This is a genomic window from Streptomyces sp. NPDC058619, assembly GCF_042717785.1.
Classification (GTDB): domain Bacteria; phylum Actinomycetota; class Actinomycetes; order Streptomycetales; family Streptomycetaceae; genus Streptomyces.
Map to the genome: position 1 here is coordinate 76009 of NZ_JBHXQN010000018.1, position 23176 is coordinate 99184.

General features: G+C 70.5%; 17 protein-coding genes. 6 read left to right on the plus strand and 11 right to left on the minus strand.

Annotated elements, in window-relative coordinates:
* Positions 1 to 11 precede the first annotated feature (11 nt).
* The 11 genes from ACFWTC_RS19620 to ACFWTC_RS19670 form a co-directional block, all read right to left on the minus strand.
* Positions 12 to 1061, minus strand: a complete 1050-nt coding sequence (locus ACFWTC_RS19620) for an ABC transporter permease (protein ID WP_383917876.1) — start codon at positions 1059 to 1061, stop codon at positions 12 to 14.
* On the minus strand, positions 1054 to 1977 hold the full coding sequence (locus tag ACFWTC_RS19625) for an ABC transporter permease (protein ID WP_383917873.1): 924 nt from the start codon (positions 1975 to 1977) through the stop codon (positions 1054 to 1056). The genes ACFWTC_RS19620 and ACFWTC_RS19625 overlap by 8 nt, the downstream gene beginning before the upstream one ends.
* 30 nt (positions 1978 to 2007) lie before the next feature.
* The gene (locus ACFWTC_RS19630; RefSeq protein ID WP_383917870.1) at positions 2008 to 3639 is read right to left on the minus strand and encodes an ABC transporter substrate-binding protein; all 1632 of its coding nucleotides are present in this window, start codon (positions 3637 to 3639) and stop codon (positions 2008 to 2010) included.
* 108 nt (positions 3640 to 3747) lie between these two features.
* Entirely contained in the window at positions 3748 to 4686 is a 939-nt protein-coding gene (locus ACFWTC_RS19635) for a GNAT family N-acetyltransferase (protein WP_384028224.1), read from the minus strand.
* Between the two features lie 127 nt (positions 4687 to 4813).
* Positions 4814 to 5866 carry an ABC transporter ATP-binding protein gene (locus ACFWTC_RS19640; protein WP_383917864.1) on the minus strand — a complete coding sequence of 351 codons (1053 nt, stop codon included), beginning with the start codon at positions 5864 to 5866 and terminating at the stop codon, positions 4814 to 4816.
* Positions 5859 to 6914, minus strand: coding sequence for an ABC transporter ATP-binding protein (locus tag ACFWTC_RS19645; RefSeq protein ID WP_383917861.1), 1056 nt, complete (start codon positions 6912 to 6914; stop codon positions 5859 to 5861). Before ACFWTC_RS19645 ends, ACFWTC_RS19640 begins: the two co-directional genes overlap by 8 nt.
* Positions 6915 to 6927: 13 nt before the next feature.
* Entirely contained in the window at positions 6928 to 7878 is a 951-nt protein-coding gene (locus ACFWTC_RS19650) for an ABC transporter permease (protein WP_383917858.1), read from the minus strand.
* Positions 7871 to 8815 carry an ABC transporter permease gene (locus ACFWTC_RS19655; RefSeq protein WP_383917855.1) on the minus strand — a complete coding sequence of 315 codons (945 nt, stop codon included), beginning with the start codon at positions 8813 to 8815 and terminating at the stop codon, positions 7871 to 7873. Before ACFWTC_RS19655 ends, ACFWTC_RS19650 begins: the two co-directional genes overlap by 8 nt.
* 95 nt (positions 8816 to 8910) lie before the next feature.
* Complete coding sequence (locus ACFWTC_RS19660) at positions 8911 to 10530, minus strand: ABC transporter substrate-binding protein (protein ID WP_383917852.1); 1620 nt, start codon at positions 10528 to 10530, stop codon at positions 8911 to 8913.
* Positions 10531 to 10990: 460 nt separating this feature from the next.
* Positions 10991 to 12895, minus strand: a complete 1905-nt coding sequence (typA, locus tag ACFWTC_RS19665) for a translational GTPase TypA (protein WP_383917850.1) — start codon at positions 12893 to 12895, stop codon at positions 10991 to 10993.
* A 421-nt stretch (positions 12896 to 13316) separates the two neighbouring features.
* Complete coding sequence (locus ACFWTC_RS19670; protein WP_383917847.1) at positions 13317 to 15755, minus strand: ABC transporter family substrate-binding protein; 2439 nt, start codon at positions 15753 to 15755, stop codon at positions 13317 to 13319.
* 347 nt (positions 15756 to 16102) lie between these two features.
* On the opposite strand from ACFWTC_RS19670, the gene ACFWTC_RS19675 reads away from it, so the two are divergent.
* The 6 genes from ACFWTC_RS19675 to ACFWTC_RS19700 all read left to right on the plus strand — a co-directional run bounded on the left by ACFWTC_RS19675 (position 16103) and on the right by ACFWTC_RS19700 (position 23079).
* On the plus strand, positions 16103 to 16375 hold the full coding sequence (locus tag ACFWTC_RS19675; protein WP_384028226.1) for a hypothetical protein: 273 nt from the start codon (positions 16103 to 16105) through the stop codon (positions 16373 to 16375).
* A gap of 141 nt (positions 16376 to 16516) precedes the next feature.
* On the plus strand, positions 16517 to 17341 hold the full coding sequence (locus ACFWTC_RS19680) for a hypothetical protein (RefSeq protein WP_383917841.1): 825 nt from the start codon (positions 16517 to 16519) through the stop codon (positions 17339 to 17341).
* A gap of 1 nt (position 17342) precedes the next feature.
* Positions 17343 to 19271: a fumarate reductase/succinate dehydrogenase flavoprotein subunit gene (locus tag ACFWTC_RS19685; protein ID WP_383917838.1), complete on the plus strand. Its 1929-nt coding sequence runs from the start codon at positions 17343 to 17345 to the stop codon at positions 19269 to 19271.
* Positions 19268 to 20044 carry a succinate dehydrogenase/fumarate reductase iron-sulfur subunit gene (locus ACFWTC_RS19690; RefSeq protein WP_383917836.1) on the plus strand — a complete coding sequence of 259 codons (777 nt, stop codon included), beginning with the start codon at positions 19268 to 19270 and terminating at the stop codon, positions 20042 to 20044. Before ACFWTC_RS19685 ends, ACFWTC_RS19690 begins: the two co-directional genes overlap by 4 nt.
* Before the next feature lie 76 nt (positions 20045 to 20120).
* Positions 20121 to 22250 carry a TPM domain-containing protein gene (locus ACFWTC_RS19695; protein WP_383917833.1) on the plus strand — a complete coding sequence of 710 codons (2130 nt, stop codon included), beginning with the start codon at positions 20121 to 20123 and terminating at the stop codon, positions 22248 to 22250.
* A 109-nt stretch (positions 22251 to 22359) separates the two neighbouring features.
* The gene (locus tag ACFWTC_RS19700; RefSeq protein WP_383917830.1) at positions 22360 to 23079 is read left to right on the plus strand and encodes a PspA/IM30 family protein; all 720 of its coding nucleotides are present in this window, start codon (positions 22360 to 22362) and stop codon (positions 23077 to 23079) included.
* Positions 23080 to 23176: the final 97 nt, after the last annotated feature.

Below are 23176 nucleotides of genomic sequence, written 5' to 3' on the forward strand. Positions count from 1 at the left end.
GCGGGGGCTCCTCAGCGCAGCTTGGGGTCGAGGGCGTCGCGCACCGCGTCGCCGAGCATGATGAAGGCGAGCACGGTCAGGCTGAGCGCGCCCGCGGGGTAGAGCAGCATGTGCGGGGCGTTGCGGATCTGCGGGGCCGCGTTGGAGATGTCGATGCCCCAGGAGACGGTGGGCGGGCGCAGGCCGACGCCGAGGAAGGACAGGGTGGCCTCCAGGGCGATGTACGTGCCCAGGGCGATGGTGGCGACGACGATGACGGGCGCGACGGCGTTCGGTGCCACGTGCCGCAGCAGCATCCGGCCGTTGCCGGCGCCCAGCGCCCGGGCGGCCTGGACGTAGTCGTTCTGTTTCGCGGTGATCACCGATCCGCGGGCGATGCGGGCGATCTGCGGCCAGCCCAGCAGCACGATGAAGCCGACCACGGGCCAGACGGTGTCGCTGGTGACCACGGACAGGAAGACGAGTCCGCCGAGGACGACCGGGATGCCGAAGAAGATGTCGGCGACCCGGGAGAGCAGCGAGTCCGACCAGCCGCCGAAGAAGCCGGCGAGTCCGCCGAGCGCGGAGCCGAGCAGGGCGGCGCCGAGGGTGGCGCAGATGCCGACGGTGATGGAGGCGCGGGCTCCGTAGACGGTGCGGGTGTAGACGTCGCAGCCCTGGGTGTCGTAGCCGAAGGGGTGTCCGGGGGACGCGCCCTGCTGGGACTTGGACAGGTCGCACTGGAGCGGGTCGCCGCCGGCGATGAGCCGGGGCCAGATCGAGATGACGATCAGGAAGAGGATCAGCAGGGAGGAGACGACGAAGACCGGGTTGCGGCGCAGCTGGTGCCAGGCGTCGGACCACAGGGAGCGGGCCTTCTCCTGGGGTCCGGTGCCGCCTGCGGGTCCCGGTCCGGGGCCCTTCTCCAGGCTCTCGGCCTCCTCTAGGGCCAGATCCATGGCACCTCCTTGGCCGGTGGGTGAGATCGCCTCGTGCCGGCGGGGGCCGACGGGGTCGTAGCCGCCGGGTCCTTCCGCGCGCTCTGGACGCTCGGGACGCTCGGGACGCTCGGGCTCAGGCATAGCGGATCCTCGGGTCCAGGACCGCGTAGAGCAGGTCGACGAGCAGGTTCGCCACCAGGAAGACGATGACGAGGATGGTCACGAAGCCGACGACCGTGGGGGCGTTGTTGCGCAGGATGCCCTGGTAGAGCTGGTAGCCGACGCCGTGGATGTTGAAGATCCGCTCGGTGACGATGGCGCCGCCCATGAGGGCGCCGATGTCGGTGCCGATGAAGGTGACCACGGGGATGAGGGAGTTGCGCAGCAGGTGCCGGGTGACGACCCTGCGGCGCGGCAGGCCCTTGGCCACGGCGGTGCGGACGTAGTCGGCCTTGACGTTCTCGGCGATCGAGGTGCGCGAGAGCCGGGTGACGTAGGCGAGGGAGACGAGGGCGAGCACGATACCCGGCAGGATCAGCTCGCTGAAGGGGGCGTCCGGGGAGACGGTGGGCCGGACCCAGCCCCATTTGACGCCGAAGAGGTACTGGAGCAGGTAGCCGGTGACGAAGGTCGGCACGGAGATGACGACGAGGGTCAGCACCAGCACGCTGGTGTCGACGGACCTGCCGCGGCGCAGGCCGCTGACGACGCCGAGGGTGATGCCGACGACGACCTCGATGACGATGGCGACGATCGTCAGGCGCAGGGTGACGGGGAAGGCGGTCGCCATCAGGGAGGTGACGCTCTGCCCGTTGAAGGCCGTGCCGAAGTCGCCCTGGAAGATCTGGCCCATGTAGTGGAGGTACTGCTTCCACAGGGGCTGGTCGAGGTAGAGGTCCTTGCGGATGCGCGCGGCGGTGGCGGGGTCGGGGGCCTTGTCTCCGAAGAGGGCCGCGACGGGGTCACCGAGCGCGTACACCATGAAGAAGATCAGGAACGTGCTGCCGATGAACACCGGGATCATCTGGAGCAGCCGCCGGATCACGTAACGTCCCATGGACTGCTCCAGGATCGATCCGTCGAGGGGTCAGCTGACCTTGATCTGGTCGTAGACCGGGACGCTGAACTGGTTCAGGGTCACGTCCGAGAGCCGCTCGGAGTAGCCGGCGCTGCCGTTCTGGTACCAGAGCGGGATGGACGGCATCTGCTCGGCGAGGATCTTCTCGGCGTCGCGGAACGTGGCCGTGGCCTTCGCCGTGTCGCTCTCCTGGTTGGCCTGGTCGACGAGCTTGTCGAAGTCCGCGTTGCTGAACTTGCCGTAGTTCGAGGAGGCGTCCGTGTAGTACAGCGGCTCCAGGAAGTTCTGGATCAGCGGGTAGTCGGCCTGCCAGCCGGAGCGGAAGGGGCCGGTCAGCTTGAAGCTGCTCTGCTGGTTGCGGAAGTCGGCGAAGGTGCCGATGGGGTTGACCGTGCAGACCGGGCCCTCGCCGAGGGCGTTGTTGATGCTGTTGCAGACGGCGTCCATCCACTCGCGGTGCGAGCCGGTGTCCACGTTGGAGGTCAGCGTGACCTTGCCGCCGGGCAGGCCGCCGCCCTCCTGGATGAGCTTCTTGGCTTCGGCGGGGTCGTAGACGCAGGCGTCGCCGCAGGCGGTCGCGGAGAAGCCGCCCTGCTCGCCGAGGGCCGGCGAGGTCCAGTCCTTGGCGGGGGTGCGGGTGTCCCGGAAGATCTGCTTGGTGATCTCTTCGCGGTTGATCGCCCGCGAGATGCCCTGGCGGACCTTCTCCACGCCCGCCTTGCCCCACTGGGGGTCGTACAGCGGGAAGGTGAGGGTCTGGATGATGAGGGCCGGCTGGTTGATGTAGCGGTCGCCGAGGTCGTTCTGGACGCTCTTGAGCTGCTGGGCCGGGACGTCGTCGACGAGGTCGAGGTTTCCGGAGATCAGGTCCGTGTAGGCGGTGTTGTTGTCGGTGTAGACCTTGAGGTCCACGCCGCCGTTCTGCGCCTTGTCCGCGCCGGGGTAGCCGTCCCACGCGCGAAGCTTCATGCCGGTGCCCTTGGTGTACGAGTCCACCGTGTACGGGCCGTTGCCGACGGGCTTGTTCAGCCAGCCGGCGTGGTCGGTGAAGAAGGCCTTCGGGAGCGGGGAGAAGGCCTGGTAGCCGAGGGTCTCGGGCCAGGTGGAGAACTTCTCCTTGAGGGCCACCGTGAAGGTCTTGGGGTCCTTGACCACCAGGCCGGACATCGTCTTGGTCTTGGGGTCGCCGGACTTCGGGTGCAGGTCGTCGTAGCCGACGATGTCCGAGAAGAACGGCGCGTTGTTCTGCTTGTTGCGGACGTCCGCGCCGTAGTTCCAGGCGTCCACGAAGGACTGCGCGGTGACGGGCTCGCCGTTGCTGAACTTCCAGCCGTCCTTCAGCGTGACGGTGAAGTTCTGGCTGTCCGTCGTCTCGATCTTCTCGGCGACCATGTCCTTGGCCTCGCCGGTCTTCGGGTCGTACCGTTTCAGGCCCCGGAAGAGCATGTCGAGGACCTTGCCGCCCTGCACCTCGTTGGTGTTGGCCGGCTCCAGCGGATTCTGCGGATCGCCCCACGAGGAGCTGACGATCCCGGCGCCGTCTCCGTCGCCCCCGCTGTCGCCCCCGCCGCCGCAGGCCGTCGCCGCGAGGGCGACGGCCACGGCACATGCGGTCCACTTGGCGTGGGTGACTCCGCGCATGGAGTGCCTCCTCTGGGATCCCAAGACTCACGTAGGGGCCAATGTCACCCGATCCGGGGTCCCACACACTCCTGGTTGGACCGATTGCACCCCCGCGTCACCCGCCTGTCACCCCTGTGGGTGCAATGACAGCTCCCAGGTGTCCACCGCGTAGTGCAGCCCCATCCCGTGCGCCTCGTAGAGCGCCAGCGCGCCGGTTTCGTTGTGGGTGTCCACGCCGAGGCCGACGGTGTCGCGGCCCCGCGCCGCGTAGGCGGCGAAGCCGTGGCGCAGCAGGAACCCGCCGATGCCGCGGCCGCGCAGCTCCTTCCGTACGCCGATGTGGCTGAGCCAGCCCATGCTGGTGCGGTCGTCGCGGGTGAGGAGCACGGCCGCGTCGCCCGCGCCGGGCAGGCTCGCGATCCACACCAGCGACCAGTCGAGCTGCCGGGCGTCGAGGTGGTCCAGCCAGGGCTCGTACGCGCGGTCCACGTGCCCGAAGTGCGCCGCGAAGGTCTCCTCGACCAGGGCGTGGGCGCGGCGGCGGTCGGCCTCGTCGGCGCCGCAGTGGCGCAGGGACAGCCCGGCCGGCGGGGCGGGGGCCGGGTCGGCGGCCGGGGACAGGGACTTGGTCATGACCTGGTAGCGGCGGATGGTGTGGTAGCCGCGGCCGGTCAGGAGCGAGAGGTCCAGGGTCGGTTCGACGTTGAGCTGCATCCGCAGGGCGCCGGGGCCGGTTCCGGCGGCCATCTCGCGGGCCCGGCCCTCCATACGGTCCAACAGGAGCGCGGCGGCCTCCGGGTGGCCGGGCAGGACGTAGTGGTCGCCGTCGACGCGGCCGGGGCCTGCGTCGGCCCAGACGAGGGCGTAGGCCAGGAGCCGGCCGCCCTCGAAGGCGAGCCAGGAGTCGGTGGCGAGGTCGACGCCGGGATGGTTGAGGTCGGCCTCGACGGTGCCCAGGTCGGTCTCCGGGCGGCCGATCTCGATCATGTCGACGGCGTTGAGCAGGGCGCAGATGTCGGACGCGTCCCCGGGCCCGGCGGGCCGGACGGTCAGCATGGCGGTCATCGGCCCACTCTCGGCCCGGACGGCAGCCCGGTGCAACCGCCTTTCCCGTACGGGGAACGCCGGAGCGCCCGGTGCCGGAGTGATCCGGTGCCGGGCGCTCTGGGGGGGCGTACGCCCTCGGCGGGGGTCAGACGGCCAGGATGGCCTTCTCCTCCGCGAAGTGGCACGCCGATTCGTGCGCGGCCAGGACGTCCAGACCCCTGAACCGCTCCGGGATCGCCAGCAGGGGCTCCTCCGTGGAGCACTTGTCCTGGGCCTTCCAGCAGCGGGTGCGGAAGCGGCAGCCCGACGGCGGGTTGGCCGGGGACGGCACGTCACCGGTGAGGATGATGCGCTCGCGGCCCTCACGGGCAGCCGGGTCCGGCACCGGCACGGCCGACAGCAGCGCCTGGGTGTACGGGTGGGTCGGGTGCTCGTAGATCTCGCCGTCGGTACCGATCTCGGCCATCTTGCCGAGGTACATGACGCCGACGCGGTCCGAGATGTGCCGGACGATCGACAGGTCGTGCGCGATGAAGAGGTAGGACAGGTTGAACTCGTCCTGGAGCTTCTCCATCAGGTTGATGACCTGGGCCTGCACCGAGACGTCGAGCGCGGAGACCGGCTCGTCGCAGATGATGATCTCCGGGTTGAGCGCGAGGCCGCGGGCGATGCCGATGCGCTGGCGCTGGCCGCCGGAGAACTGGTGCGGGTACCGGTTGATGTACTCCGGGTTCAGGCCCACGACGTCCAGGAGGTCCTGGACCTTGCGGCGCCGTCCGCCCTTCGGGGCCACCTCGGGGTGGATCTCGAAGGGCTCCCCGATGATGTCGCCGACCGTCATGCGCGGGTTCAGCGAGGTGTACGGGTCCTGGAACACCATCTGGATGTTGCGGCGGACCGCCTTCATGGCGCGCCCGGACAGCTTGGTGATGTCCTGGCCCTTGTAGAAGACCTCGCCGGAGGTGGCGGTCTCCAGGCTCATCAGCAGCTTGGCGACGGTGGACTTGCCACAACCGGACTCGCCGACGATCCCGAGGGTCTCACCGCGGTACAGGTCGAAGGAGATCCCGTCGACCGCCTTGACCGCACCGACCTGCTTCTTGAACAGGATGCCCTGGGTCAGCGGGAAGTGCTTGACCAGGTTGCGGACCTGGAGGATCGGCTCGCGCTCGGTGACGTTCTTGGTGAGCTCAGCCATGGATCTGCTCCTTCCAGAAGTGGCACGCGCTGGTGCGGCCGGGCAGGTCGGCGCCGTCCCGCTCGGTCACCGGGTGCAGGACCGGCACGTCGGTGCGGCAGATGTCCTGCGCCTTGGGGCAGCGCGGGTTGAAGGCGCAGCCCGACGGGATGTTGAGCAGGTTGGGCGGCAGGCCCTTGATCGCGTAGAGCTCCTGGCCCTTCTGGTCCAGGCGCGGGATCGAGTCCAGCAGGCCGCGGGTGTACGGGTGCGCGGGGCGCTTGTAGATCTCGTGGACCGGGGCGTTCTCGACGATCCGGCCGCCGTACATGACGGCGATCTTGTCCGCGACGTCGGCGACGACGCCGAGGTCGTGGGTGATCAGGATCAGGCCCATGTTCATCTCGCGCTGGAGCTCCGCGAGCAGGTCCATGACCTGGGCCTGGACCGTCACGTCGAGAGCCGTGGTGGGCTCGTCGGCGATGATCAGGTCGGGCTCCAGGGCCATCGCCATGGCGATCATGATGCGCTGGCGCATGCCGCCGGAGAACTGGTGCGGGTAGTCCCCCACGCGCGCCTTGGCGGCGGGGATCTTCACGCGGTCCATGAGCTCGACGGCCTTGGCGGTGGCGTCCTTCTTGGACATGCCGCGGTGGACGCGGAACATCTCGCCGAGCTGGGCGCCGACGGTGTGCACCGGGTTCAGCGAGGAGAGCGCGTCCTGGAAGATCATGGCGATCTTCTGGCCGCGGACCTTGCGGAACTCCTCGGCGGGCAGCTTCAGCAGGTCGGTGCCCTGGAACAGGATCTCGCCGTGCGGAATCCTGCCCGGCGGCATGTCGAGGATGCCCATGATGGCCTGCGCCGTCACGGACTTGCCCGAGCCGGACTCGCCGAGGACGGCGAGGGTCTCGCCCGCGTTCACGGAGTACGAGACGCCGTTCACGGCCTTGGCGACACCGTCGCGCGTGTGGAACTCGACGTGCAGGTCGCGCACTTCGAGCAGGGGGGTCCCCTCCGGCGCCGAACGGGGCGCGGGGACGTTCGAGGTCTTGTCGATGATGGTCAACGTACGCCCTTCCTCAGCGCAGCTTCGGGTCGAGGGCGTCGCGGACCGCGTCGCCGACCATGATGAACGCGAGCACGGTGACGCTCAGCGCTGCGGCCGGGAACAGCAGTACGTGGGGCGCCTGGAGCCAGCGGACGGAAGCGTCGCTGACCATCAGGCCCCACGAGATCCCCGGCGGCTGGACGCCGATACCGAGGTACGACAGGGCCGCCTCCGCGGAGATGTACACACCCAGGCTGATCGCGCCGACCACGATGACGGGGGCGACGGCGTTCGGCAGGATGTGCCGGACCGTGATGCGCCAGGTGCCGGCGCCGAGGGCGCGGGCGGCCATCACGTAGTCGTTGTTCTTGTTCTGGAGCACCGAGGAACGCATGATGCGGAAGATCTGCGGCCAGCCCAGCGTCGCGAGGACGACCGAGACGGTCCAGGCGTTGCCCTGCAGGCCGGACATGATCAGCATGCCGCCGAGGAGCACCGGGATGGCGAAGAAGATCTCGGTGAAGCGGGACAGCACGCTGTCCACGACCCCGCCGACCCAGCCGGCGACCAGGCCGAGCGCGCTGCCGACGATCAGCACCAGGCTGGTGGTGGTGATACCGACGATCACGGAGTTGCGGGCCGCCCACACGGTGCGCGTGTAGACGTCGCAGCCCTGGATGTCATAGCCGAACCAGTGGTTGGAGCTGGGGGTCTTGAGGGAGTCCTGGAGCTTGCACGCGGTGGCGTCGAACGGGCTGCCGCTGGTGAACAGCTGCGGCACGGCGGCCAGGACGAGCAGGAACAGCACGAGGACGGCGCCGATGATGAACACCGGGTTGCGCCGGAGGTCGCCCATCGCGTCGGACCAGAGGCTGGCCTCGCGTTCCTTCTTCCCGGGCTTGGCGTGCTTGCTCGCCGAGGGGGCCGCGGCGGTCTGGGTGTCGGTCGTCAACTCGTCCCCCACCGTTGTTGTGTCACGCATAGCGGATCCTCGGGTCGAGCACGGCGTAGAGCATGTCCACGGCCAGGTTGGCGACGAGGTACACGAGGATCAGCAGCGAGACGACGCCGACGATCACCGTGCCCTCCTTCCGGTAGACCGATTCGGCCAGCAGGCCGCCGATTCCGTGGATGTTGAAGATCTTCTCGGTGATGACGGCGCCGCCCATGAGGGAGCCGAGGTCCGCACCGAGGAAGGTGACGATCGGGATCAGCGCGTTGCGCAGGGCGTGGCGGCCCACGACGCGGCTGCGGGGCAGGCCCTTGGCGGTCGCGGTGCGCACGTAGTCGGCGCGCATGGTCTCCATCAGGCTGGTACGGGTCAGTCGTGCCACGTACGCCAGGGAGGTCGAGGCGAGCACCAGCGCCGGGAGGAGGTAGGCGCGGATGCCGTCGGCCTCGTTGAAGGAGACCGGGAAGAAGTCGAAGCCGAAGTCGGTCTTGAGCTTCACGCCGAGGCTGAGCTGGAGCACGAAGCCGGTGACGAAGACGGGCACCGAGATGACCAGGAGGGTGGAGAGCAGCACCAGCTGGTCGAGGAACCTGCCGCGGCGCAGGGCCGCCATGATGCCGGCGAGGACGCCGACGACGGCCTCGATCGCGAAGGCGATGAGGGCCAGGTTGACCGTGTAGGGGAAGGCTTCGGTGATCTTGTCCCACACCGAACGGCCGGTGAGCGTCTCGCCGAAGTCCCCCTGGGCGAGGTTGGTGATGTAGTGCCAGTACTGCGCCAGGAAGGACTGGTCGAGGTGGTACTTCTCGCGCAGCATCGCCGCGACGAGGGGGTCGGCCTTCTTCTCGCCGGCCAGCGCCTGGATCGGGTCGCCGGGGAGCTTGAAAGCCAGCCAGTAGATGAGGAACGTGGCACCGATCAGGACAGGGATCGCCTGTATGAGTCGGCGGATGAGGTAGCGGCCCATCAGACCTCCAACAGAAGAGCAGGGGGAAGGGGCAGACAGGCGGAAACCTGCTTCCGCCTGCCTGCCCCGGTGTCCCCTTGGTGTGAAGAGGGGTGTTAGTTGCGCTCGACCTTGGCCAGGTCCATGCGGCCCTGGGCGTCGATCTCAACGTTCTTCACGGACTTGGAGTAGGCCGAAGAAGACATGTAGGTGAAGACCGGGATGTACGGCAGGTCCTTGATGATGACGTCATCGGCCTGCTGGTACAGCTTGAGGGCCTCCGCCGGGTCGGCGGTCTTGTCGGCCTGGTCAAGCAGGGTCTCGAACTCCTCGTTGACGTAGGCGCCGTAGTTGGAGCCGTTGTCGATCGCGACCTTCGAGAAGATCGGACGGAGGTAGTTCTCGGCCGCCGGGTAGTCCATGGACCACGCCATGCGGAAGGCGCCCTTGTACTTCTGGTCGCCCAGCTCGGTCAGCATGTCGCCGAACTTGGTGAACGGCTTGGCGGTGACCTCGACGCCGAGGTTCGCCTTCAGCTGGTTGGCGACGGCCTCGATCCACTCCTTGTGGCCGCCGTCGGCGTTGTAGCCGAGCTCGATCTTGTTGCCCGGGACGCCGCCGGCCTGGGTGTAGAGCTCCTTGGCCTTGGTCGGGTTGTAGGTGCCGACCTCGCCCAGCGCGCCCTTGCGGTAGCCCGGGATGATCGGGCTGATGAAGTCGTCCGCCGGCTTGCGGGTGCCGTTGAAGATGGTCTTCGTGATGGCGTCCCGGTCGATGGCCATCGAGATGGCCTTGCGGATCTCGACCTTGCCGAACGCCTCGGGGTTCGTCTTCAGCGGGAGACCGATGTAGCCGACGCCGGACTCGGGCTTGTAGATGTAGCGGTCGCCGAACTCCTGCGAGACGCTGGCCATCGCCGAGACGGGCAGCTTGTCGACGATCTGGAGCGTGTCGGCGCGCAGGTCGTTGTACGCGGTGTCCAGGTTGTCGTAGATCTTGAAGGTGACGCCCTCGAGCTTGGCGCGACCCTCGGCCGGGTACTTGTCGTACCGCTTGACCTTGATCTGCTTGTTGTGCTCCCAGGCGCCGTCCATCTGGAAGGCGCCGTTGCCGATGGGGGCCTCGCCGAACTTCTTCGGGTCGGCCTCGAAGGCCTTCGGCAGCGGGTAGAAGGCGTTGTAGCCCAGCATGGTCTTGAACTGGGAGAACGGAGCCTTCAGCTTGACGGTGAAGGTCTTCTCGTCGACGACCTTCAGGCCCTTGAGCTCGGTGGCGGTGGGCTTCTTGTCCTTGCCCGGCGCCAGCTCGTCGGAGCCGTCGATCTTCGCGAAGAACGGCAGGCCCTCGGCGGCGTTGTCCTGGTTGGCACCCCAGTTCCAGGCGCGGACGAACGACTGCGCGTCGACCTTCTCGCCGTTGTGGAAGGTGTAGCCGTCCTTGATCTTGATCGTCCAGGTCTGCGAGTCCGTGGTCTCGATGGACTCGGCGACCGCGAGCTTCGGCTCGTTGGTCTTGTTGTCGTACTCGACCAGACCGGTGAAGAGGGCGTTGAGAACCTCGGCGCCCTCGGACTCCGCGGTGTTCTGGCCCACAAGACCGTGCTGCGGCTCGCCGAGCACGACGGTGATGCTGCCGCCGGCACTGCCGGCGTCGTCCTTGCCGGTACCACAAGCCGTGGCAGCCATCGCCACGATGACGGCACCCGCGACCCACTTGGCGCTCGTTGCTCCGCGCATGGGTAATTGCCTCCTCAGGAGTCACAGTCGATAAGTGAAGGGCCCGGCGGCGCTGACACCCCTGACAGCGAAATCCGGCCCCATCGTGCGTGCTCGTGAGTCGGCGCTCCCCACAGCGCTTGACCCATTGACCCGAGCTCAATGGAGCCATCCTCAGGGACGCCCAGACCGTAAACCACACTTAAGTGGTCTCGTTTTCACAACATCACCGCATGACCAAAACCCGAAATCCGGACAAACAGATAGGAGACAGACACGTGCGAAACGGACGGTTAGCTCACCTTCCGGAGTGTCACGGTCGGTATGCGGACGCCTGAACCGAAAAATCCGGTTGACAAAAGCGAACAGCCCCTCCCGTCACGGACTCCGTGACGGGAGGGGCTGCTGATGCCCACGGGTATTTCGGCCACCCGGTGCGCCGTCCAAGCGGCGCATGGGGTACGGCCGGGCTACTCCGGTACTACTTGGCGGACTTGGCGCGCGAAGCGGTGCGAGAGCGGTCCTTCTGGTCCAGGACGACCTTGCGGATGCGGACGGCCTCCGGGGTCACCTCGACGCACTCGTCGTCGCGGCAGAACTCCAGGGACTGCTCCAGGGAGAGCTTGCGCGGGGGCACCACGTTCTCGGTGTTGTCCGCGGAAGCCGCACGCATGTTGGTGAGCTTCTTCTCCTTGGTGATGTTCACGTCCATGTCGTCGGAGCGCGAGTTCTCGCCGACGATCATGCCCTCGTACACCTCGGTGCCGGGGTCGGTGAACAGGACGCCGCGCTCCTGCAGGTTGATCATCGCGAACGGCGTGACCGAACCGGAGCGGTCGGCGACCAGGGAACCGTTGTTACGGGTCACCAGGGGGCCGAACCACGGCTCGTGGCCCTCGTGGATGGAGTGGGCGATGCCGGTGCCGCGCGTGCCCGTCAGGAACTCCGTACGGAAGCCGATGAGGCCGCGGGACGGGACGACGAACTCCATGCGCACCCAGCCGGAGCCGTGGTTCGACATGTTGTCCATGCGGCCCTTGCGGACGCCCATGAGCTGCGTGACCGCGCCCATGTGCTCCTCGGGGACGTCGATCGTCATGCGCTCGACCGGCTCGTGGACCTTGCCGTCGATCTCCTGCGTGACGACCTGCGGCTTGCCGATGGTCAGCTCGAAGCCCTCGCGGCGCATCTGCTCGACCAGGATGGCGAGCGCGAGCTCACCGCGGCCCTGGACCTCCCAGGCGTCCGGGCGCTCGGTGTCGAGCACGCGGAGCGAGACGTTGCCGACGAGCTCGCGGTCGAGGCGGTCCTTGACCTGGCGGGCGGTGACCTTGCGGTCCTTGACCGCGGACTTGGCGTCCGCGCCCTTGCCGCTGCCGCCGCGGCCGACCATCGGGGAGGTGTTCGTACCGATGGTCATGGAGATCGCCGGCTCGTCCACCGAGATCAGCGGCAGCGCGATCGGGTTCTCCGGGTCGGCCAGGGTCTCGCCGATCATGATGTCGGGGAAACCGGCGACCGCGCAGATGTCACCCGGGCCCGCCACCTCGGCCGGCTTGCGGGTGAGCGCCTCGGTCATCATCAGCTCGGTGATGCGGACGTTCGACATCGTGCCGTCACGCTTGATCCACGCGACCGTCTGGCCCTTGCGCAGCTCGCCCTGCTCTACGCGGACGAGCGCGATGCGGCCGAGGAAGTTGTCGGCGTCCAGGTTGGTGACGTGGGCCTGGAGGGGGGCCTCCTCGTCGTACACCGGGGCCGGGACGTGCTCCAGGATGGTGGAGAAGAAGGGCTCCAGGCTGTCGCTGTCCGCGGGGACGGTGCCGTCCTCCGGCTTGGTCAGCGAGGCGACGCCGTCACGGCCGCAGGCGTAGACGATCGGGAACTCGATCTGCTCCTCGTCCGCGTCCAGGTCCAGGAAGAGGTCGTACGTCTCGTTGACGACCTCGTCGATCCGGGAGTCGGGGCGGTCGGTCTTGTTGATGCACAGGATGACCGGCATCTTCGCCTGCAGCGCCTTGCGCAGGACGAAGCGGGTCTGGGGCAGCGGACCCTCGGAGGCGTCCACCAGCAGGACGACGGCGTCCACCATCGACAGACCGCGCTCGACCTCACCACCGAAGTCGGCGTGGCCGGGCGTGTCGATGATGTTGATCGTGATCGGGGCCCCGCCGTCCTTGGGGTGGTACTTCACCGCCGTGTTCTTGGCGAGGATCGTGATGCCCTTCTCACGCTCCAGGTCGTTCGAGTCCATCATGCGGTCGTCGAGGTGCTGGTGGGCGGCGAAGGCACCGGCCTGCTTGAGCATGGCATCGACGATGGTCGTCTTGCCATGGTCGACGTGGGCGACGATGGCGACGTTACGGATGTCGTGGCGCGTGGGCACTTCGGCGCTTCTCCCGGGATCGTGGATGGCGTCGCGTACGGCCTGGCACGCGCGCCTCGACCGGGCGGAAACCTGCCACGGCCTTACCCCATCGTACGTCGCGCAGCGGGAAGCGCCTGCCGGGGGGTCTGTCAAGAGGCCGGACGAATGAGGGCGGCCGGGTGTTGGGTGGGGTGTCCCGACCGCCCGTCCTGCCGGTGTTCATGCGGGTCAACGGGTATCCACGACCTTGCCCGCCGGGGATCCGGCGGGCAAGGAACTTGAGTCACTTCTGAGCTTGTGACCCGCCGGTCAACCTGTCTGGAACCGGTTTGTCACCACTTCTTCTCGCCTTCTTCCCCGCTCCTTCTTCCCCGCTCCCTCTCCGCGCCTCCCCGCGGTCCTCCTCCGGGACCGACCGCGGGGAGGCGCCTCCTTCCGCCTACTTCCGCTTGTCCTTGGCGGCCGCCGCCTTCTTCCAGCCGATGTCCTGGAAGCGCGGGGCGCCGAGGCCGAAGGCGCCGGCGTTGACCAGGCTCGGCTTGGCCGCCACCAGCTCCGGGCGCTGGTAGAGCGGGATGGAGCCGGCGGCGGCCCAGATCCGGGCGTCCGCCTTGCGCACCAGCTCCCGCGACTGCTCCTCGTCCAGCTCGCCGACCGCCTGGTCGAAGAGCTGGTCGATGTGGTCGGTGCCGACCCGGGTGTAGTTCTGTTCGACGAGCAGCGAGCCGTCCGCGGCCGGCTCCGGCTTCGCGAAGATCGGCCGGGCGTCGGTGGCCGGGTAGGCGGTCGCGGGCCAGGAGTAGAGCGCCAGGTCGTACTGGCCCGAGGCGATGTGGTCCTTGAAGAAGCTCTCGTCGGCCACCTTGGTGATCTCGGTGCTCACGCCGAGCTTCAGCAGCATCCGGCTGATCCGCTCGCCGACCGCGCGCAGCGGCTCGGAGCCGGGTCCCGACGGGAGGACGAACCGCAGGGCCAGCGCCTTGCCGTCCTTGGCGAGCACCGATCCGGAGGTGCGGGCCGCCTGCTTGGCCGGGGGCGGGGAGGCCGGAACCCCCTCGGCCGCGTCCACCTCGGCGACCGCGGCCGCCTCGGCGTCGAGGGCCGGGCTGCGCTTGCCGTCGTCCACCGCCGCGGCCTGGGTCAGCAGCGAGGCCCGCTGCTCGGCGGCGAACGGCGCGGGGGCCAGCACCGGGGAGGGGCCGTCCTGCTCGGCGTCCGCGCCCGGGGCGAAGGCGTCGGCGTCGACGATCTCGCCGTCGGGGGCGTGCCGCGGGTCCTCGGCGACGAGGCCGTCGCCGCCGTGTCCCCCGGGGCCCTCGGGACGGACGCCGCGGTCGCGGGCCAGCGCTTCCAGGTTCGCGGCCGCCGACCGCAGGTCGCCGTTGCGCCCGTCGTCCTGGCCCACGATGTAGAGGCCGTCGTTCCCGGTGCCCGGGCCCGACGGGGTCTTCGCGTCGTCCTCGCCCGCGTTCTCGGCCCCCGCCTTGACGCCCTCCGGCTCGGTCAGCCTGCCGCCGCGGCGCCAGCCCGCGTCCGCCAGCAGGGCCTGGGCCGCCTGGGTGTCCTGGCCGCCGAGGGCGCCGCTGTTGTCGGCGTACGCCCGCTGCCCGGCGAGGGCCACGTGGCTGCCGACGGGCTTCGCGGGCAGGCCGAGCGGCTTCAGTACGATCTCCGCCAGCGCCTGGCGGTCCAGGGCGCGGGCGATCGCGCGGCGCACCCGCTCGTCGGCCAGCGGGCCGGACGCCCCGTTCATGGCGAGCTGCGTGTAGGCCGGCTCCAGGGACTTGCGGACGGTGAAGCTGCGCAGGGCCGCCTGCTCGTCCGCGTACTTCTCGACCGCCTCGGCGTTCTTCTGCCGGGACTCCTGCTCCGCCGTCGCCTTGCCCTCGTCCGCGCCGAAGGCGATGGCCCACGACAGGGTGGCCTGGGCGGCCGTCAGGGACGCGCCCGGACCGTGGGCCGGGGCCCCGCCCGAACCGGCGGCCGCGCCCGTGGCACCGCCGCGGCCGGCGTCCCGGCGGGCCAGTGCGATCCGGTCGGCGCCCGCGCGGTCGATCTCCGCCAGGTCGATCCTCCCGGCGGCCAGTGCGGCCGGGCGGTCGGCCCGCGGCACGGCCGTCAGGACCAGGGAGTCCAGCTTGGCCGACTTGCCCCACCAGCGGGGGTTGCGGGTCAGCGCGACGGAACCGGTCTTCTTGTCGACCGCGCCGAGGTTGAAGGGTCCCGCGGTGACCTTGAGGGCCCCGCGGGCACCCTCGTTGAAGGCGTCCGGGGTACCGGTGACCTGCTTGGGGTAGAGCGGGCTGAACAGGGAGCGCCAGTCCGTGTACGGTTTGGCGAAGGTGACCTTGACCTCCAGGTCGGTCTTGCCGCGCTCGATCTTCTCGATCCGCTCGTAGCCCGCGTTGCGGGCCGTCCAGTACGCGGAGTCCTTGCCGTTGAGGGCCCGCCACTGCGCCAGGAAGTCGGCGGCGCCGATCTCCCGGCCGTCACTCCACACCGCCTGCTGGTTCAGCTTGTACAGGACCACCTGCTTGGGCTCGCGTTCGACGACCTCGGCCCTCTCCAGGTAGTCGGGGTTGGCCACCGGACGGCCCTTGCCGTCCAGGACGAACAGCTGGGGCAGCACGGCCCCGGCGATCCGGCCGGTGGTGGCGTCCGCGTCGGCCTGGAAGGCGTTCAGCGTCTCGGGGAGGGCGTCGACCGCCCAGCGCAGCACGCCCCCGTCGGCGACCCGGTCGCGGTCGGTCGCGGCGATGTCCTGCCCTGCGGCGGCCGGACCGCCCTCCTCGTCGCCCGCGCCGCAGCCCGCGAGCAGCGGCAGTGCGAGGACTCCCGAGGTCAGGAGCGCCAAGGACCTGCGCCTTCTCTGGGACATGGGTCGTACCTCCGGGGGCGGGGCGGGGGGGGGAGCATGATCACGTTTGGCGGTATATGGAGCTGATCACACCGGTTGCCGGAACCCACTGAAATCGACGGCTCCCCACGCCTCCCGCAGCCGCCTCGCGCCACGCCGCGAACCCCACCCGTGCGGACCAATCCGGCCCGCGGAACGGGCGGGCGTTCCCCCGGAAGGGGGACGGAACCGGGTGCGCGGGGCGCACGGATCAAGCCCGCGCACCCGTAATCCGCTGCACGTCCCTTCACACCGGGGACAGGAGGCGCAACACTCTCAGGCGCACATGAGCGTTGCCACCGCACCCCGCGGAAGTGAGGGCAAGAATCATGTCCCTGCACGACTCGCCGCACGACGTACCGCACGACGTACCGCACGACTCGCCGCACGACGAGCTGAAGGCCGTGCGGCGCACCCTCGACGAGCTGACGCGCAAGGTCGAGCGGCTGGAGCAGCAGGCGGGGCGGGGCAGACCCGCGGGCCCGCCCGCCGTGACCGACCCGTCCCTGATGGTGACGGTCCCGGACACCCCGTACGACAGCAGCCTGTGGACGGACGCCGACGACGAGGGCCTCGGCGCCCGCGACCGCCGCGCCCCCTGACGCGAGCCCTGCCCCTCGCGCGGGCCCTCCCGGCCCCGCCGCGCGGACCCGTACCCCGTCCGGCCCGCACCCCATCGGACCCGGCCGCCCCGGCGGCCGGGTCTCCTGGGCCACCCCTCATCACTCCACCCGGAGTCCCCTTTGGCCACAGGCACGGAACCACCCCGACAGCGGCCCTCCGGCGTCCACGGCGCCTCGCGGGCCGCCATCACCGCCCGGCACCTGCGGACCGACCGATGGTGGCTGGCCCCGGCCGGCACCGCGGCCGGACTGTTCGCCTTCATCGTCTACTCGACCTGGCGGGCCTTCGCCAACGCCGACTACTACGCGGCCCCGTACGTCTCGCCGTTCTACTCCCCGTGTCTCGCGGAGAACTGCCAGGAGATGCGCGGCGGCCCCAACTGGGACCTCTTCGGCAGTTGGTGGGGCCTGTCCCCCGCCCTGCTCATCCTGATCTTCCCGCTCGGCTTCCGGCTGACCTGCTACTACTACCGCAAGGCCTACTACCGGGGCTTCTGGGCCTCGCCGCCCGCGTGCGCCGTCGCCGAGCCGCACGCGGCGTACACCGGGGAGACCCGCTTCCCGCTGGTCTTCCAGAACGCGCACCGCTACTTCTTCTACGCGGCGGTCCCGGTCGCGGGCATCCTCACGTACGACACCGTGCTGACCTTCCGCGACGAGCACTACGCCTGGGGCCACATGGGCCTCGGAACGCTGTTGTTCCTCGTCAACATCGTCCTGATCTGGGCGTACACGCTGTCGTGCCACTCCTGCCGGCACATCATGGGCGGCAAGCTCAGGCACTTCTCGAAGCACCCCGTGCGCTACCGGCTGTGGGGTTGGGTCAGCCGGCTCAACGCCCGCCACATGCAGCTGGCGTGGGCCTCCCTGATCAGCGTCGCGCTCTGCGACTTCTACGTCTACCTGGTGGCCAGCGGCGCCTTCACCGACCCGAGGATCTTCTGAGATGACCCAAGTGGAACGGCAGCAGTGGGACGTGGTCGTGGTCGGCGCGGGCGGCGCCGGGCTGCGCGCCGCGATCGAGGCCCGCGAACGCGGCGCCCGTACGGCCGTGATCTGCAAGTCCCTCTTCGGCAAGGCCCACACGGTGATGGCGGAGGGCGGCATCGCCGCCTCCATGGGCAACGTCAACGAGGGCGACAACTGGCAGGTGCACTTCCGCGACACGATGCGCGGCGGCAAGTTCCTGAACCAGTGGCGGATGGCGGAGCTGCACGCGAAGGAGGCCCCGGACCGGGTCTGGGAGCTGGAGACCTGGGGCGCCCTCTTCGACCGCACCCCGGACGGCCGGATATCCCAGCGCAACTTCGGCGGCCACGAGTACCCGCGCCTCGCCCACGTCGGCGACCGGACGGGCCTGGAGCTGATCCGGACCCTCCAGCAGAAGATCGTCCAGCTCCAGCAGGCGGACTTCGAGGAGTTCGGGGACTACGAGGCCCGTCTCAAGGTCTTCCAGGAGTGCACGGTCACCCGGGTCCTGAAGGACGACGGTCCCACGGGCGGCGGGCGGGTCGCGGGGACCTTCTGCTACGAGCGCGAGTCGGGCCGCTTCTTCGTCCTGGAGGCCCCCGCGGTCGTCCTGGCCACCGGCGGGATCGGCAAGTCCTTCAAGACCACGTCCAACTCCTGGGAGTACACGGGCGACGGGCACGCGCTGGCGCTGCTGGCCGGGGCGCCGCTGCTGAACATGGAGTTCGTGCAGTTCCACCCGACGGGCATGGTCTGGCCGCCGTCGGTGAAGGGCATCCTGGTCACCGAATCGGTGCGCGGCGACGGCGGGGTGCTGCGCAACAGCGACGGCAAGCGGTTCATGTTCGACTACGTCCCGGACGTCTTCAAGGAGAAGTACGCCGAGTCGGAGGCGGAGGGCGACCGCTGGTACGACGATCCGGACCACAACCGGCGGCCGCCCGAGCTGCTCCCCCGCGACGAGGTGGCCCGGGCCATCAACTCCGAGGTGAAGGCCGGCCGCGGCTCCCCGCACGGCGGGGTCTTCCTGGACGTGTCCACCCGGATGCCGGCGGAGCGGATCCGCCGGCGCCTCCCCTCGATGTACCACCAGTTCAAGGAGCTGGCGGACGTGGACATCACGGCCGAGCCGATGGAGGTCGGCCCGACCTGCCACTACGTGATGGGCGGCATCGCGGTCGACTCGGACACCGCCGCCACGGTCGGCGTCCCGGGGCTGTTCGCCGCGGGCGAGGTCGCGGGCGGCATGCACGGCTCCAACCGGCTCGGCGGGAACTCCCTGTCCGACCTGCTCGTCTTTGGCCGCCGGGCCGGTCTGCACGCCGCCGGGTACGCGCGGGAGCACGCCTCCTCCCCGGCCGGGCGCCCGGCCGTCTCCCCGGCCCGGATCGACGAGGCGGCCGCGGAGGCGCTGGCCCCGTTCCACGCCGCCGAGGGCGCGGAGAACCCGTACACGCTCCACCAGGAGCTCCAGAGCGCCATGAACGACCTGGTCGGGATCATCCGGCGGGCGGGCGAGATGGCCGAGGCCCTGGAGCGGCTGGCGGCCCTGCGCGTACGGGCCTCCCGGGCCGGTGTCGAGGGGCACCGGCAGTTCAACCCGGGCTGGCACCTGGCGCTGGACCTGCGGAACATGCTCCTGGTCAGCGAGTGCGTGGCCCGCGCGGCCCTGGAGCGCACCGAGAGCCGCGGCGGTCACACCCGCGAGGACTGCCCGGGGATGGACCGCGCCTGGCGGCCGGTGAACCTGCTGTGCCGGCCGGTGGACCCGGCCCCGGCCGACCCGGCGGCCGACCGGATCGCCCTCGTGCGCACGCGCACGGACCCCATCCGTCCCGACCTGCTCGCCCTGTTCGAGAAGGAAGAGCTGGTCAAGTACCTCGCCGAAGAGGAGCTCTACGAGTGACTACCTACGACGCACGCTTCCGGATCTGGCGGGGCGACGCGGAGGGCGGGGAGCTGCGGGACTTCACCGTCGAGGTGAACGACGGCGAGGTCGTGCTGGACATCGTCCACCGGTTGCAGGCGACGCAGGCCCAGGACCTCGCGGTGCGCTGGAACTGCAAGGCGGGCAAGTGCGGTTCGTGCAGCGCGGAGGTCAACGGCCGGCCGCGGCTGCTGTGCATGACGCGGATGTCCGTCTTCGGGAGCGGGGAGACGATCACCGTCACCCCGCTGCGGGCGTTCCCGGTGGTCCGGGACCTGGTCACGGACGTGTCCTTCAACTACGCGAAGGCGCGCGAGGTCCCGGCCTTCGTGCCGCCGGAGGGGGTGGCTCCGGGCGCGTACCGGATGCGGCAGGTGGACGTGGAGCGCTCGCAGGAGTTCCGCAAGTGCATCGAGTGCTTCCTGTGCCAGGACACCTGTCACGTGGTGCGGGACCACGAGGAGAACAAGCCGGCCTTCGCCGGGCCCCGCTTCCTGATGCGGGTGGCGGAGCTGGACATGCACCCCCTGGACGCGGCGGCGGAGGCGGGCCTGGACCGCGGGCGGGCGGCGCAGGAGGAGCACGGGCTCGGCCTCTGCAACATCACCAAGTGCTGCACGGAGGTCTGCCCCGAGGGCATCAAGATCACCGACAATGCCCTGATCCCGCTGAAGGAGCGGGCGGTGGACCGCAAGTACGACCCGCTGGTGTGGCTGGGCAACAAGATCGGGAGGCGCTCGGGAACCCCGTAGCCGCCCGGCCCCGGGACGGGCCACCGGCCCCCGACTCCGCATGCGGAGGCAGTAAACCCCCCATACCCTCCCAATTGTGATTGCGCCGAGAAGCAGGACGCAGAGACGCACCTCCGCCGGCATACCGCTCCGGGCGGGGCTCGCCCTGGCCGCCGCGCTGCTCGCGTTCGGCGGCTGGGGGGTGGCGGGGGCGCCGCCGGTGCGCGCCGACGACCCCGTGACCCTGTCCCGGCAGGGCCAGATCACCGATCGCGTCGGGGCCCTGGGCGACCGGCGGGACTCCGTGACCGCCGCCCTCGACACGCTCTACGCCGACCGGCGGGTCCAGCTCTTCGTGGCGTACGTCCGCGACTTCTCCGGCCGGGCCGCGCAGAGCTGGGCCGATGCCACCGCGGAGAAGAACGGCCTCGGCCAGAACGACGTCCTGCTGGCCGTGGCGACCGGAGACCGGCAGTACGCCTATTCGGCCGACACCGCGTCCGGTTTCACCGAGGAGCAGCTCGCGACGGTCGCCCGGACCGCCATCGAGCCCGCCCTGCGGCAGAACGACTGGGCGGGCGCGGCGATCGGCGCGGCCGACGGCTACAACGCCGTGCTCGGCGGGCTGCCCGTCCCCGCGCCCACCATCACCCCGGGTCCGGCGGACCCCGGCGGCGGGGAGAGCGGGCACACCGGGGCCGGGGACTTCGTGCTCCCGGTGATCGCGGTGGGTGCGGCCGGCGCCCTCGGGGCGTACGCGTACACCCGCCGCAAGCGCCGCGGCGACGGCGCCGGGCACGGTACGAGCACCGGCCGGGGCTGGGGCGGCGGCGGGGCGGCGCGGCTCCCGCTGCCGGAGCTGGACTCCGGGGCCAAGGCACTGCTGGTGGAGACCGACGACGCGGTCCGCACCAGCACGGAGGAACTCGGCTTCGCCTCGGCCCAGTTCGGCGACGAGGCGGCGGCCCCCTTCACCGCGGCCCTGGAGTACGCCAAGGGCGAGCTGACCCACGCCTTCCGGCTGCGCCAGCAGCTGGACGACGCCTACCCGGAGGACGACGCGACCCGGCGCCGGATGCTCGACGAGATCGTCGCCCGGTGCACGGAGGCCAACCGGCGCCTCGACGCCGAGTCCGCCGACTTCGACCGGCTGCGGGACCTGGAGAAGAACGCCCCGCAGGCCCTGGCCACGGTGGAGCTGCACTTCCGGGCGCTGGCCGGGCGCACCACCACGGCCGTGGCCACCCTGGCGGCGCTGGCCGGCCGGTACGCGGACTCCGCGTCGGCGCCGGTCGCCTCCAACCCGGAACAGGCCGAGGACCGGCTGCTGTTCGCGACGACCAGCCTGGGCGAGGCGCACGCCGCGGTCGACGCCGGCGACAACGGCCGGGCGGCCGTGCACGTACGGGCCGCCGAGGGCGCGGTGGGCCAGGCGGCGACCCTGGTCGACGCGGTGGAGCGGCGGGCCAAGGAACTGGCGGAGGCGGCAGGGAAGCTGCCGGGCGCCCTGAACGAGGCCGATACGGACCTCGCGGACGCCCGCGGGCTGCTCACCGGCACCGCCGAGGGCACCTCGACGGCGGATCTGCGGGGCCGGATCGGCCGGACGGAGGCGGTACTGGCCGACGTACGGCAGGAGCAGGCGGCCGGACGGTACGACCCGATCGACGCCCTGCGCCGGGTCGAGGAGGCCGACGCGGCCCTGGACGAGGCGCTGGCCGGGGCGCGCGAGCGGGAGTCGGGCCGACAGCGCGCGGTGGCCCTGCTGGACCAGGCCCTGCTGTCGGCCCGCAGCGCGATCGGCGCCGCGACGGACTACATCACCACCAGCCGGGGCGCGGTCGGCAGCCAGGCCCGCACCCGGCTGGCGGAGGCGGGCCGGCACCTGGAGCGGGCGGGGACCCTGACCTCCGCCGACCCGTCGGGCGCGCTGGCGGAGGCCCAGCAGGCGGACTCCCTGGCGCGGCAGGCGCAGCAGCTGGCGGAGCAGGACGTACGGGGCTACCAGGACCCGTACGGCGGCCGGCCCTCCGGCGGCGGCCGGGGCGGCGCCGTACTCGGCGGGATCATCCTCGGCGAGCTCCTACGGGGCGGAGGCGGCTTCGGCGGTGGCTTCGGCGGCGGGGGCGGCTTCGGCGGAGGCGGGAGCGGGGGTGGCGGCCGCGGTCCCGGCTCCTTCGGCGGCGGCGGAACCCGCGGCCGCATGGGCGGCGGCGGCCGCTTCTGACCGCAACGGGCGGGGTCCGACACCACAGGGCCCGACACCGCGAAGGCCCGGCAGCGCCCCGCGTCCTCCCCACACCCGGCACACCATCCCCCACCAGGAGAGACCCACCATGAGCAAGCAGACCATCCTCGGCCGCGTCACCCAGCTCGCGAAGGCCAACATCAACGCGCTGCTGGACCAGGCGGAGGACCCGCAGAAGATGCTGGACCAGCTGATCCGCGACTACACGAACAACATCTCGGAGGCGGAGCAGGCGGTCGCGACGACGATCGGCAACCTGCGGATGCTGGAGGCGGACCACACGGAGGACGTGGAGGCGGCCTCCGAGTGGGGCGGCAAGGCCCTCGCGGCGAGCAGGAAGGCCGACGAACTGCGCGCGTCGGGGGCGGCCGCGGACGCCGACAAGTTCGACAACCTCGCGAAGGTGGCGCTGGGCCGCCAGCTCCAGTCGGAGAAGGAGGCGAAGACGGCGGAGCCGACGATCGCCGCCCAGACGGAGGTGGTCGACAAGCTCAAGTCGGGCCTCGGTTCCATGCGGAACAAGCTGACGGAGCTCCAGGCCAAGCGGGACGAGCTGGTGGCGCGGGCCAAGACCGCGCAGGCGCAGAACACGATGATGGACGCGGTGAAGAACATCGACGTCATGGACCCGACGAGCGACCTGAACCGCTTCGAGGAGAAAGTCCGCCGCGAGGAGGCCATGGCGCTGGGCAAGCAGGAGCTGGCGGCGTCCTCGCTGGACGCGCAGTTCGAGTCCCTGGACGGCCTCGGCAAGACCTCGGAGATCGAGGCCCGCCTCGCCGCGCTCAAGCAGGACCGCGCCGCCTGACCGCCACCGGGACGGGCCCGTCTGCCGGGACACCCGCCACGGGGCCTTCCGGCCGGGGCCGGCCCCGTGGCGGGGGGACCCCCGCGGCCGGGGGGGG

Bases quoted from the DNA above. Each gene is read 5' to 3' on its own strand.
- ACFWTC_RS19620 (WP_383917876.1), bottom strand. From the start codon at position 1,061: ATGCCTGAGCCCGAGCGTCCCGAGCGTCCCGAGCGTCCAGAGCGCGCG.
- ACFWTC_RS19625 (WP_383917873.1), bottom strand. From the start codon at position 1,977: ATGGGACGTTACGTGATCCGGCGGCTGCTCCAGATGATCCCGGTGTTC.
- ACFWTC_RS19630 (WP_383917870.1), bottom strand. From the start codon at position 3,639: ATGCGCGGAGTCACCCACGCCAAGTGGACCGCATGTGCCGTGGCCGTC.
- ACFWTC_RS19635 (WP_384028224.1), bottom strand. From the start codon at position 4,686: ATGACCGCCATGCTGACCGTCCGGCCCGCCGGGCCCGGGGACGCGTCC.
- ACFWTC_RS19640 (WP_383917864.1), bottom strand. From the start codon at position 5,866: ATGGCTGAGCTCACCAAGAACGTCACCGAGCGCGAGCCGATCCTCCAG.
- ACFWTC_RS19650 (WP_383917858.1), bottom strand. From the start codon at position 7,878: ATGCGTGACACAACAACGGTGGGGGACGAGTTGACGACCGACACCCAG.
- ACFWTC_RS19655 (WP_383917855.1), bottom strand. From the start codon at position 8,815: ATGGGCCGCTACCTCATCCGCCGACTCATACAGGCGATCCCTGTCCTG.
- ACFWTC_RS19660 (WP_383917852.1), bottom strand. From the start codon at position 10,530: ATGCGCGGAGCAACGAGCGCCAAGTGGGTCGCGGGTGCCGTCATCGTG.
- ACFWTC_RS19670 (WP_383917847.1), bottom strand. From the start codon at position 15,755: ATGTCCCAGAGAAGGCGCAGGTCCTTGGCGCTCCTGACCTCGGGAGTC.
- ACFWTC_RS19675 (WP_384028226.1), top strand. From the start codon at position 16,103: ATGTCCCTGCACGACTCGCCGCACGACGTACCGCACGACGTACCGCAC.
- ACFWTC_RS19685 (WP_383917838.1), top strand. From the start codon at position 17,343: ATGACCCAAGTGGAACGGCAGCAGTGGGACGTGGTCGTGGTCGGCGCG.
- ACFWTC_RS19700 (WP_383917830.1), top strand. From the start codon at position 22,360: ATGAGCAAGCAGACCATCCTCGGCCGCGTCACCCAGCTCGCGAAGGCC.